General features: G+C 68.2%; 9 protein-coding genes. 5 read left to right on the plus strand and 4 right to left on the minus strand.

Going from position 1 to position 12,145, the window contains the following annotated elements:
- Window positions 1-37: 37 nt before the first annotated feature.
- Complete coding sequence (locus tag ACIPR8_RS04575; RefSeq protein ID WP_446540278.1) at window positions 38-934, minus strand: tetratricopeptide repeat protein; 897 nt, start codon at window positions 932-934, stop codon at window positions 38-40.
- 356 nt (window positions 935-1,290) lie between these two features.
- Here ACIPR8_RS04575 and asnB point away from each other — a divergent pair, with 356 nt between their 5' ends.
- Window positions 1,291-2,976: an asparagine synthase B gene (gene asnB, locus ACIPR8_RS04580; protein WP_446540279.1), complete on the plus strand. Its 1,686-nt coding sequence runs from the start codon at window positions 1,291-1,293 to the stop codon at window positions 2,974-2,976.
- Window positions 2,977-3,056: 80 nt separating this feature from the next.
- Window positions 3,057-3,485 carry a RidA family protein gene (locus ACIPR8_RS04585; RefSeq protein ID WP_192287986.1) on the plus strand — a complete coding sequence of 143 codons (429 nt, stop codon included), beginning with the start codon at window positions 3,057-3,059 and terminating at the stop codon, window positions 3,483-3,485.
- Window positions 3,486-3,575: 90 nt separating this feature from the next.
- Here ACIPR8_RS04585 and ACIPR8_RS04590 read toward each other — a convergent pair whose 3' ends face one another.
- Window positions 3,576-5,987 carry a penicillin acylase family protein gene (locus ACIPR8_RS04590; RefSeq protein WP_446540280.1) on the minus strand — a complete coding sequence of 804 codons (2,412 nt, stop codon included), beginning with the start codon at window positions 5,985-5,987 and terminating at the stop codon, window positions 3,576-3,578.
- A gap of 185 nt (window positions 5,988-6,172) precedes the next feature.
- Here ACIPR8_RS04590 and ACIPR8_RS04595 point away from each other — a divergent pair, with 185 nt between their 5' ends.
- Window positions 6,173-6,661: a bacterioferritin gene (locus ACIPR8_RS04595; RefSeq protein WP_132865112.1), complete on the plus strand. Its 489-nt coding sequence runs from the start codon at window positions 6,173-6,175 to the stop codon at window positions 6,659-6,661.
- Between the two features lie 177 nt (window positions 6,662-6,838).
- Here the strand turns inward: ACIPR8_RS04595 and ACIPR8_RS04600 are convergent, their stop codons facing one another.
- Both ACIPR8_RS04600 and parC read right to left on the minus strand, forming a co-directional pair.
- The gene (locus ACIPR8_RS04600; protein WP_446540281.1) at window positions 6,839-7,495 is read right to left on the minus strand and encodes a thiopurine S-methyltransferase; all 657 of its coding nucleotides are present in this window, start codon (window positions 7,493-7,495) and stop codon (window positions 6,839-6,841) included.
- Window positions 7,496-7,753: 258 nt separating this feature from the next.
- Complete coding sequence (parC, locus tag ACIPR8_RS04605; RefSeq protein WP_446540282.1) at window positions 7,754-9,997, minus strand: DNA topoisomerase IV subunit A; 2,244 nt, start codon at window positions 9,995-9,997, stop codon at window positions 7,754-7,756.
- Between the two features lie 245 nt (window positions 9,998-10,242).
- Between parC and ACIPR8_RS04610 the strand changes: the two genes are divergently transcribed.
- On the plus strand, window positions 10,243-10,668 hold the full coding sequence (locus ACIPR8_RS04610) for a MarR family winged helix-turn-helix transcriptional regulator (protein WP_446540283.1): 426 nt from the start codon (window positions 10,243-10,245) through the stop codon (window positions 10,666-10,668).
- Entirely contained in the window at window positions 10,665-12,143 is a 1,479-nt protein-coding gene (locus tag ACIPR8_RS04615; RefSeq protein ID WP_446540284.1) for an efflux transporter outer membrane subunit, read from the plus strand. Before ACIPR8_RS04610 ends, ACIPR8_RS04615 begins: the two co-directional genes overlap by 4 nt.
- Window positions 12,144-12,145 lie beyond the last annotated feature (2 nt).

Below are 12,145 nucleotides of genomic sequence, written 5' to 3' on the forward strand. Positions count from 1 at the left end.
ATTCGAAGATGCAGGACCCGCGCGCGGGGCAGGCGCCCTATTCGAAGATGAAGAAGGGCGGGGCGATGGCCTTGCGCCAGTAGGCCTCTTCGGCCAGATAGAACTGCTGGGCTTGCGCCTGTGCGAACCACGCGGCCGCAGCGTCCACGTCGGCTTGCAGTCCCTTGCTGCCGCGTCCCAGTGCCAGTCCGGCGAAGTACTGCCCGTAGACGTTGCCCTGTGCGCCCGCGCGCTGGTACCAGCGCAGGGCTTCGGCGGTGTCTTCGGCCACGCCCAGTCCGGCTTCGTGCAGCGCGCCGAGATCGACCTGCGCCTCGGCGTCGCCACGCGCGGCGTCGCGCTGGATGCGCGCGATCACGGCGTTCAAGGATGGCCCGTCCAGGCGCAGGCGGCCGACCGATGCCGGCTCAACCGCCGCCGCGCGCAGGGGCGCGAGCTTGTACAACTCGCGCATGTAGACCGCGTGGCGCATCCGCCACCGCAGCGCGCCGGCCATGTCACCGCGATCAGCATGCCACCGCCCCAGGTCGGCCATGGCATAGGGCGAGCCGTGGTTGGCGGCGCTGCGGTACCAGCGGTAGGCCTTGCGTGGCGATGGCTTGAGCACGACGTGCCCGGGTTCCTGCGGGGCATCGCCACTGTCGAGCCGGCCACGTTCCAGGATCGTCCCGAGCTGTTCCTCGGCGCTGGCGCTGTGGTGGGTGCGGGGCGGGATCGCCGCGGCGCGTGCGTACCAGTCCAGTGCCCGCGGATCGTTGCGGGACCGGTACAGGCGCGCCATGCGCAGGGCCGAATCGAACTGGCCATCGGCGGTGGCGGCCAGGGCCTGGCGTTCGCCGTTGTCGCTTGGCCGGTGTGTCCGGGTGGACGCGCAGCCGGCCAGGATGAACAGGGCGAGCGCGCCCAGGAGCAGGCGGGGAGCGTGGGGGATCATCCGTGAAGTCCTAGCAGGGCAGGGGATTATCCGGGACCGTGGCGGCCCACCCGCTGAATCGGTTGCGCGAGCAACAGTTGCGCGGTCGCCAAAACAGGGATACGGTCAGCGCCATGTCCTCGTTCCTGGCCACCGCCGTCAACAACAACAACCGCAATAATCTGCGCGCGAATAATCGTGCGCGGCCGATGCGGGACTGCGACCAGAGCTAGAACAGGCAACACGCTCAGGACACCAGAAAACCCGCATCGGTCGATGCGGGTTTTTTTGTGGCCGGGCGGGAATACCAAGCGGCTGCGCCGTCCCCATGCCGTTGCTTCGAATGCTTGTCCCCACACAACCCCAGGAGCTTTCCCATGTGTTCCATCTTCGGCATTTTCGGCCTGCAACCGGGCGATGACCTTCAGGCGCTGCGTCGCCAGGCGCTTGACCAATCCCAGCGCCAGCGCCACCGCGGCCCGGACTGGAGCGGTGTCTACGTCGACACCGGTGCCATCCTGGTGCACGAGCGCCTGGCCATCGTCGACCCGGCCGGCGGCTCGCAGCCGCTGCTGTCCGAGGACGGCGAACTGGCGCTGGCGGTGAACGGCGAGATCTACAACCACCAGGAGCTGAAGAAGGAACTCGCCCAGCCCTACGCCTTCCAGACCGGTTCGGACTGCGAGGTGATCAACGCGCTGTACCGGCAGGACGAACCGGCATCGTTCCTCAACCGCCTCAACGGCATCTTTGCCTTCGCGTTGTGGGACAAGGCCAAGGGCCGCGCGATCATCGCCCGCGACCCGATCGGCGTGGTGCCGCTGTACTGGGGGCATGACAAGCAGGGCCGCCTGTGCGTGGCCTCGGAGATGAAGTCGCTGTCCGATACCTGCGCCGACGTGGCGCAGTTCCCGCCGGGCCACTGGTACGACAGCAGCACCGATACCCTGACCCGCTACTACGAGCGGCCGTGGCGTGACTATGACGCCGTCCAGGGCGTGGACGTGCCGGCGCAGGAACTGCGCGAGGCGTTCGAGCGCGCCGTGCACCGCCAGCTGATGACCGACGTGCCGTATGGCGTGCTGCTGTCCGGCGGGCTGGATTCGTCGCTGGTCGCGGCGGTGGCCGCGCGCTATGCACGCCATCGCATCGAGGACGGCGGCCAGAGCGAGGCCTGGTGGCCGCGCCTGCACAGCTTCGCCATCGGCCTGAAGGGTTCACCGGACCTGGCCGCGGCCAAGGTTGCCGCCGAGGCACTGGGCACCGTCCACCACGGGTTCGAGTACACCTTCGAGGAAGGGCTGGACGCGCTGCCGGAAGTCATCCGGCATATCGAGACCTATGACGTCACCACCATCCGCGCCTCCACGCCGATGTTCCTGTTGGCGCGCCGGATCAAGGCGATGGGCGTGAAGATGGTGCTGTCCGGCGAAGGCAGCGACGAGATATTCGGCGGCTACCTGTACTTCCACAAGGCACCGAACGCACGCGAGTTCCACGAGGAGCTGGTGCGCAAGATCGATGCGCTGAACTACTACGACTGCCTGCGCGCCAACAAGTCGATGATGGCCTGGGGCGTGGAGCCGCGCGTGCCGTTCCTGGACCGCGAGTTCATGGACGTGGCGATGAAGATGGACGCGCGCGCCAAGATGGTCGACAAGGCCAGCGGCCGCATCGAGAAGGCGGTGCTGCGCGAAGCCTTCGAGGGCTACCTGCCGAAGGAGATCCTGTGGCGGCAGAAGGAGCAGTTCAGCGACGGCGTCGGCTACGGCTGGATCGACGGGCTCAAGGCGCACGCCGAGGAGCAGGTCAGCGACCGCGTGCTGGCCGCGGCCGACAAGCGCTTCCCGTACAACCCGCCGCAGACCAAGGAGGCGTACTACTATCGCCACCTGTTCGAACAGTTCTACCCGAGCCGCGCGGCGTCGGAGACGGTGCCGGGCGGCAAGTCGATCGCCTGTTCCTCGCCGGCCGCGATTGCCTGGGATGCCAGCTTCGCCAACATGGCCGATCCCTCCGGTCGCGCCGTGGCCGGCGTGCATGAGCAGGCACTGGCCGGTTGAGCAGCGCGACGGGGCCCGCACGGATGCGGGTCCCGTCGTATCCATCGCCGGTGACGGCATTTCCATGACGGGGAGGAGGAATGATGCGCGCATTGATGCCGGGAATTGCCGGCCTGTTGGCGTGTGGCCTGGCGCAGGCGACGGAGGTCCCGCTGGAGCGGCATTCGCTGGGCAGCTGGGAGGCCGACATCGGCTACAGCGGCGTGGTCCGTGACGGCGACACGCTGCATATCTCCGGCGTGCCGTGCCGGGGCAAGGACATGCAGGAGGCGGTGCAGCGCTGCTACGGGAAATTGAACGAGATCCTGCAGCGTTTCGGTGCCGACAGCAGCCAGGTGGTGAAGGAAACCGCGTTCACCACCGACATGGATGCCTTGGTCAAGGCCATCCCGGAACGAAAGGCGTTCTTTGCCGATGGTCGCTATCCGGCCGCCTCCTGGGTACAGGTGGAGCGCCTGTTCAATGCCCAGGACATGCTGGAGGTGGAGTGGACCGTGCGGCTGAAGTGACCGCCGCATGAGGGATGGCCCGGCGGCGCATGGCCGGCCGGGCTTCATTGCAGTGGCCCCGCCGACCGGACGCGCTCCGGCCGGCCAGGGTCAACGTGGGCTCAGGCGCAGCGTGTGCACGCGTTCCCCGGGCAGGAACGGGGTCGGCGTGCCCTTGACCCAGTCCTCATGGCCCGCGCCCCAGAACGGCGACAACGGATGACCGCTCTGGCCGCCGGGCATGTGCACGATGCCGTCGGCTTCATGTCCGGGTGAGACCACCATGCGCTCGGAGGCGCCGAAGGAGGGGCCGACCACGCGCGGCATGTCGCCATCACCGGCCAGGGCTTGGCGCGGCATGCACAGCCAGCGCTTGAACAGTTCCGGGAGTGCGCGGCTGACCGGGTGGCAGATGGCCGCCGTGTTGCGTTCGCCCCAGGTGCGCTGGGTGAGGTCCGCCCCTTGGGCGGTGAGGTCCTTCTCCAGCTGGACGGCGCTCTCGGCCAGCAACGCATCCCAGCTCTTGAACGGTGGCGGCAGCAGGTGTACCGGCCGTTCGGTCAGCAGTGGCCAGGCCACGCCCTCCAGCTGCGGCAGGTTGGGCGCGATGAAGTCATCGCCCAAGGTGGCCTGCGCGGGTGCCAGCAGCGCGGCCTGCAGGTTGTCGAGCAGGATGCCGCGGAAGCCGCGGGCAAGCCGGTAGCTGACCGAGTCGACGCTGGCGTGGCCTTCCCAGCTGCGGGTGGCCGCTTCCAACCGTTGCAGCGAGGGATCGCTGCTGTGCTCGACGGTCTGCCGCAACAGCTTCCACCAGCGTTCCATCAGCAGGGCGCGGTCATCGAGCTGGATGGCGAGCAGGTCGCGTTCGGTGAACTGCTGGCGTGCGAACAGGCCGTCGCGGATCTGCCGGGCGCGTGCGCCGAAGTCGTAGCCCCCGTTGCCGGCCACCGCCAGCGCCGGGCCGTCGAGTACGCGCCCGTTCGCGGTCCACAGGCGGTGGTCCGGCGGGTCGACCAGTGACGGGGCCTGGTCGGAGCGGATCGCCCACGCGCTACACGTCGCCGGCATGGCGGGCACCGCCTGGGTGGGGGTGTCGATGCCATGCGAACAGTCCGGGCTCCGGTCCGGACGTGCGCCGATCAGCCGCCAGGCAATGCGACCCTTGCGGTCACCGACCAGCAGGTTCTGCGCCGGGATGCCGGAGCGGTCGGCCACGGCAAAGGCGGCATCGAGGTCGGCGGCCTTGGCCATGTCGGCGAAGTCCAGGCGTACCGCGCCGGGCAGCTGGCCCACCCAGCGCAGCGCCAGCAGCGAGCCATCGGGGGTGTCATGCAGCACCGGGCCCCAGTCGGATTCACGCACGAGCAGCCGTTCCGGTGCCTGCCCGGCGACGGCAATGGATTCCACGTGCTCGCGCAGCGGCGTGTCCGCAGGCAGCGGCGCGAAGTCGGCGGTGTCGATGTAGCTGTTGGTGAACGCCCAGGCCACGCGCGTGTTGCTGCCGACGATCACCGCCGGCAGGCCGGGCAGGGTGAAGCCGGTGACATCGATGTTGCCGTCCGGCGCGGTGGGTTCGGCATAGCGCAGGCGCGCGCGGAACCAGATGTTGGGTGCGCGCAGGGTGAGGTGCATGTCATCGGCGATGATCGCGCGGCCGTCGGCGGTGAGTGCCCCGGACACGGCGAAGTTGTTGCTTCCCGGAAAGTAATCGGCCGCCTCCGGCGGCCCGCCGAGGCCTCTCTCCCGCCGTGCGGGAGAGAGGGGGACCCTCTGCGACGCGGAGGGTGGAGAGAGGGCTGCCGTCGCGTCGCCCTGCGCGGGCGGCGCAACGCGCAGATCCAAGGCATCCGCCCCCGGCAGCACCGCATCGCCACGCGCGTTTCCGAACAGGGGCGCGTCCCAGCTGCTGCCGTCGTGGCTGATCAGGGCATACAGGGCCGGAGGCACGACCTCGCGGATGCGCCCCAGCGCCAGTTCACGGGTATTGCTGGTGTCCTGCAGGTCGGCATACATGGCCAAGCCGGTCAGGACCGAGTCTTCCAGTTCCCACGGCCGTGGCTGCTGGCGCAGCAGCAGGTACGGCCAGGGGCGCACCGGCAGGGCGGCCAGGCCGGCGTTGACGCCCTCGCGATAGGCCTCGATGACCGTGCGTTTGTCGCCCAGCGCCACGCCCAGGTTTTCATGGGTGCGTGCCCGCAGCCGGTGCACGCGCATGGCGCGGTCGCGGGGCAGGGCGGCGGCGCCGAACAGTTCGGACAGCTCGCCGGCGGCGGCGCGCCGCATCAGGTCCATCTCGAAGAAGCGCTCCTGCGCGTGCACGTAGCCCAGCGCACGCGCCATGTCCGCCTCATTGGCGGCCTGTACGGTGAGCATACCGTTGGCATCGCGATCAAGGCTGACCGGGGCGCTGAGCCCGGGCAACAGCAACTCGCCATCCAACTGGGCCAGGCTGCCGCGCAGCAGCAGCCACACGACCAGAACCAGAACAAGCAACAGACCCAGCAAGATCCCCAGTGAACGCATCAGCCAACGCAGCACAGGCCTACCCCCGGTCAGGTGTGTCCGGCGATTGTAGACAGCTTGTGAAGCCGGCAGGTGTCAAAAGGCGGGCCGGCGAGGGGAAGCGCAACTGAAAGTGATTCCGATTAGATCATTGCGCGGCGGGATAGGGCACCCTATGCCCATTCCGAACCATCAGGAGCACCCCCATGCAGGGCAAACCCGAAGTCATCGAATGCCTGAAGGAGCTGCTGCGCGGCGAGTTGGCTGCGCGCGACCAGTACTTCATCCATTCCCGCCGTTACGAGGACCAGGGCCTGCAGGCGCTGTACGAACGCATCGGCCACGAGATGGAGGAGGAGACCGAGCACGCCGACGCGCTGCTGCGCCGCATCCTGTTCCTGGGCGGCAACCCGGACATGCGCCCGCACGGCTTCGAGCCGGGCCTGACCGTGGTGGAGATGCTGGAGAAGGACCTGCAGGTCGAATACCAAGTGCGCGCCAACCTGGCCGCCGGCGTGAAGCTGTGCGAAGCGCACGGCGACTACGTGAGCCGCGACATCCTCATCGCGCAGTTGCGTGACACCGAGGAAGACCATGCCTGGTGGCTGGAGCAGCAGTTGGGCCTGATCAAGCGGATCGGCCTGGCGCTGTACCAGACCAGCAAGATGGACGCCAAGGGCACCCCGGCGCACTGATCGGGATGACGGAGGAGGGGCGGCGCAAGCCGCCCTTCTTCTTTCTGGGGTCTTTCCTTGAAGCGACCCTCACCCCACCCCCTCTCCCGCAGGCGGGAGAGGGGCTCGGAGTCCGTGGACTGGTCGTGACAAGCCCCTCTCCCGCTCGCGGGAGAGGGGGTGGGGTGAGGGCCGCTTTCAGCCGTGCAGCAAGCGATACACGGCCGTGGACAGCGCACTCACGCCCTGCGCGCGGAAGTCCGGTTGCTGGTCGAGGATGTCGCGGCGCTCTTCCAGCTGCACTTTCCAACCCAGTCGGGACAGCTGCTCCACCTCGGGCTGCTCGACCGAGAACGGTGGGCCCTGCTTTTCGTCCTGCGGGTATTCCAGGGTGATCAGCACGCCTTGGCAGCCCTGCGGCACGCGCGCATAGACGGTGTCGCGATAGCGCTCGCGCAGCGCCGGCGGGAGGGCGATCAGCGCAGCACGGTCGTAGAGAGCGGCGATGTCGGAGAGCAACGTTGCATCGAGCGCGAAGGCATCGCCGCAGATGATCTCGATCGGCCCGGCGACGTAGTGCTCGCCGCTGGCACTGCGGTGGCGCTGCGGGGTGAGGCCGGCTTCGGCGAAGAACTGCTCCACGGCCAGCGATGACAACTCCACGCCCAGCACCCGGTGCCCCTGCGCGGCCAGCCAATGAATGTCCAGGGTCTTGCCGCACAGCGGCACCAGCACACGGCTGCCGGTGGGCAGCTGCAGGTCGGGCCAGTGCTTCTGCAGCAACGGCATCACCTCATTGCGGTGGAAGCCGATCTGGCCGTCATGCCAGCGTTGGAGCCAGAAGTCGGGATGCATGGGGTTCGTCCAAGGGAAGAGGGCACCATTGTAGGAGCGGCCGCGGCCGCGATGCCGGGAATGCTGCAGATGCAGGCCGTGCCTGACCGGCGCGTTCATCGGCTTCGCGGCCGAGGCCGCTCCTGCGAAAAAAAAGCCGTGGGGTCCGCCCCGCTTTTTCGTGATTACTGGACTTCCAGCCCTTCGACCTTCTGCCGCGCCACGCACACATCCGGCAATCGCATTGCCGAACGCGCCGCCGCGCGCCAGTGAAGTGAATTACTTGACCTCCAGCCCTTCGACCTTCTGCCACCCCCTCGGCAGCAGGTGCCCGCGCGTGGCCCGGGTGCCCAGGTAGGTTTCCAGGTCCTTGAACGACAGGTTCATCGTGCGCTGGCCGCTGCGGACCAGCAGGGTGTTGCCCGGGCCCACCGCGACCACCGCCACCACGCGCTCGGTGGAGAGCTTGGCCTTGGGGATCTCGATGATCTTGTTGCCCTTGCCCTTGTCCAGCTCGGGCAGGTCGGCGGCTGGGATGGCCAGCATGTTGCCGGCGCTGGTCACCGCGACGATGCGGTCGGTCTCCGGGTTGGCGACCACGGACGGCGACAGCACCGCCGAGCCGGTGCTCAGGTTGAGCATCGCCTTGCCGGCCTTGTTGCGGCCGACCAGGTTCTCGAAGCGGGTGACGAAGCCATAGCCGTGCGAGGAGGCCAGCACGAAGCGGGTGTTGTTCTCGCCGCTGGCCACGGTGACGAAGGAGCTGCCCGCCGCCGGCGAGAAGCGGCCGGTCAGCGGCTCGCCGTTGCCGCGCGCCGAGGGCAGGGTGTGCACCGGCGTGGAGTAAGCGCGACCCTCGCTGTCGAGGAAGGCGACCTGCTGGGTGCTGCGGGTGCGGGTGGCGGCAAGCAGGCCATCGCCTTCGCGGTAGGACAGCGTGGCGCCGTCCACGTCGTGGCCCTTGGCCGCGCGCACCCAGCCCTTCTCCGAGAGCACCACGGTCATCGGTTCGCTGGCGACCAGCTCGGTCTCGTCGATGGCCTGGGCGGCAACACGCTGCACCAGCGGCGAACGGCGGGCATCGCCGAACTTCTTGGCATCGGCCAGCAGCTCGTCCTTGACCAGCTTCTTCAGCTTGGCGCTGCTCTGCAGGATCGACAGGATCTTGTCGCGTTCCTTGGCCAGCTCGTCCTGCTCGCCGCGGATCTTCATTTCCTCCAGGCGGGCCAGCTGCTTGAGCTTGGTCTCCAGGATGTACTCGGCCTGGTCCTCGCTCAGCGCGAAGCGGGCGATCAGCGCGGCCTTGGCATCGTCCTCGGTGCGGATGATGCGGATCACCTCATCCAGGTTGAGGAAGGCGATCAGCAAGCCTTCCAACAGGTGCAGGCGACGCTCGACCTTCTGCAGGCGGTGGGTCAGGCGGCGGGTGACCGTGTCCTGGCGGAAGCGCAGCCATTCGCCGAGCAGCATCTTCAGGTTCTTGACCTGCGGGCGCCCGTCCAGGCCGATCACGTTGAGGTTGACGCGGTAGCTGCGTTCCAGGTCGGTGGTGGCGAACAGGTGGCCCATCAGCTGTTCGGCATCGACGCGGTTGGAACGCGGGATCAGCACCACCCGTACCGGGTTGGCGTGGTCGGACTCGTCGCGGATGTCTTCCAGCCACGGCAGCTTCTTGGCGCGCATCTGCGCGGCGATCTGCTCGATCACCTTGGACGGGGAGACCTGGTGCGGCAGCGCGTTGACCACGATGTTGCTGGCCTCGCGCAGGAAGGTGGCGCGGGCGCGCACGCTGCCGTTGCCGGTCTCGTAGATGTTCCGCAGGTCCGACGGCGAGGTGATGATCTCGGCGGTGGTCGGGTAGTCCGGGCCCTTCACGTGCTCGCACAGCTCGGCCACGGTGGCGTCCGGGTCGTCGATCAGGTGCACCAGCGCGCTGACGATCTCATTGAGATTGTGCGAGGGCACGTCGGTGGCCATGCCCACGGCGATGCCGGTGGTGCCGTTGAGCAGCAGGTGCGGCAGGCGCGCCGGCAGCCAGCTGGGCTCTTCCAGGGTGCCGTCGAAGTTGGGCGTCCAGTCCACGGTGCCCTGGCCCAGCTCGCCCAGCAGCACTTCGGCGATGGGGGTGAGCTTGGATTCGGTATAGCGCATGGCCGCGAACGACTTGGGGTCGTCGCTGGAGCCGAAGTTGCCCTGGCCGTCGATCAGCGGGTAGCGGTAGGAGAACGGCTGGGCCATCAGCACCAGCGCTTCGTAGCAGGCGCTGTCGCCGTGCGGGTGGTACTTACCGATCACGTCACCGACGGTGCGTGCCGACTTCTTGGGCTTGGCCGAGGCGCTGAGCCCCAGCTCGCTCATCGAGTAGATGATGCGGCGCTGCACCGGCTTGAGCCCGTCGCCGATGAACGGCAGGGCGCGGTCCAGGACCACATACATGGAGTAATCGAGATAGGCGCGTTCGGCGTATTCACGCAGCGGCTGCTGTTCGAAGCCGTGGAACGCGGGGCGTGCAAGGTCGGTCATTGCGGGTGGTGCTACCTGTGAACGTTGAAGCCGCGGCGTGGCTGCCGGCTTCCAGCCGCCCGATTATCCGGATGGCGGCGGCGATGCCAAGCGTGTACCGCCGCGGCAACCGGCACGGCGCGGGATTCGATCCAAATCTGTAACACTGAATTCACTTCTTGTTGGAAATGTTCCATTGAGAATATTTCCAAATGGAAATAATATGCCGCCCCATGATTTCCTGCCTGTCCGTGCCCCCGATCGCCATGCCCCCCAGTTTCGGCCTGCTGTTGCGCCAGGTCGGCGACGGGCTGGTGCGCCAGCTCGATGCCGCCATGGCCGAAGAAGGCCTGGGCATCAATTTCACCCACTACGTGGGCCTGAAGGTGCTGGTCAACATGGGCCCGTGCACGGCGGCCGAGCTGGGCCAGGCCATCAACCAGGTGCCCAGCGCGGTCACGCGCCTGCTGGACAAGCTCGAAGCGCTGGGCTGCCTGCGCCGCGAGCCGCATGCGCAGGACCGGCGTGCATTGCAGATCGTGCTTACCGAAAAAGGCCAGGTGCTCTGGCAGCAGTTGAAGGTGCGCGGTGACCGGGTGATGGACCTGGCCATGCGCGACCTCGACGACGCCGAGCGCGCTCTTTTGACTTCCCTGTTGACCCGAGTCCGCGACTCCCTCTCTTCCCCATGAAAACTCATCCATTGCAATCAGCCCGCCCGCTGTTGGTGGGCGTTTTGGCGTTGGCGCTCACTGCCTGTGCCAGCAGCCGTGGGCTGCAGCCGCAGGGACGCCCGCTCGACATGGACGGCCTGCAGGCCGGCCGCAGCCTGGCCGGTGATGACCTGAGCGCCTCCGGTTTCCCTGCCGTGGACTGGTGGCGTGCCCTGGGCGATGCCCAGCTCGACGCGCTGGTCGCAGAAGGGCTGCGCAACAGTCCGTCGCTGGAAGTGGCCGATGCGCGCTTGCGCCAGGCCCAGGCGCAGGTGGCCGGCAGCAAGGCCGAGCGCATGCCCAGCCTGTCGGTCTCGCCGGGCTACACCGGCATGCGCCTGCCCGAATCGATGCTGGGCGAGGCCGGTGGCCACTACGCCGGCAGCGTGCAGACCGTGCTGAACTTCAGCTATGGCGTGGACCTGTGGGGCGGCAAGCGCGCCGCCTGGGAAGCGGCGGTGGACAGCCGGCATGCCGCGGCGGTGGACGCGCAGGCGGCACGGCTGGACCTGTCGGCGGCCATCGTCCAGGGTTACGCCCAGTTGGCCCACGCCGGTGCCCTGCAGCGGGTGGCCAATGAAGAGCTGGCGCGCTCGGAACAGTTGCTGCAACTGACCCGCCAGCGCCGCAGCGCCGGCATCGACAGCGACCTGCAGGTGCGCCAGGCCGAAGCCCGCATCCCGCTGGCACGGCAGCAGCAGTTGGCGGCGCAGCAGCAGATCGATGCCGCCCGCAACGGGCTGGCCGCATTGCTGGGCCAGGGGCCGGACCGCGGCCTGCAGATCACCGTGCCGGAGGCGCTGAGCCCGCTGGCGCTGCAGTTGCCGGGCGTGCTGCCCAGCGAACTGCTGGGTCGTCGTCCCGACGTGGTCGCCGCGCGTTGGCGGGTGGAAGCCTCGGACAAGCAGATCCATGTCGCCAAGTCGCATTTCTATCCCAGCCTCAACCTGATGGCGCTCGGCGGCGTGGTGTCCAAGGACGTCGGCAGCCTGCTGGAAAGCGGCTCCACCTTCGGCCTGCTGGCACCGGCATTGAGCCTGCCGATCTTCGACGGTGGCCGTCTGCGCGCCGGGTTGGCCAAGAGTGACGCCGATTACGACCTGGCCGTGGCCAGCTACAACACCACCGTGGTGCAGGCGCTGCGCGAGGTGGCCGACCAGGTCAACGCGGTGCGTTCGCTGGCCACCCAGGTGGAAGCCCAGCAGCAGGCCGTGGCCACCGCGCAGTCGGCCAACGCGCTGGCGCAGCAGCGCTACCGCGCGGGCATCGGCAACTACCTGGACGTGCTCGGCACCCAGGACGTGCTGCTGCAAGCGCAGCAGCGGCTGAGCAACCTGCAGTCGCAGCAGCTGTTGTCCTCGGTGCAGTTGAGCGCGGCGCTGGGCGGTGGTTACCAGCCCGGCGACGACGCGCTGCCGGGTACCGCCAAGGCTTCCGATCTTCCGAATTCCTGAGA

It is taken from the genome of Stenotrophomonas sp. LARHCG68, assembly GCF_052871705.1.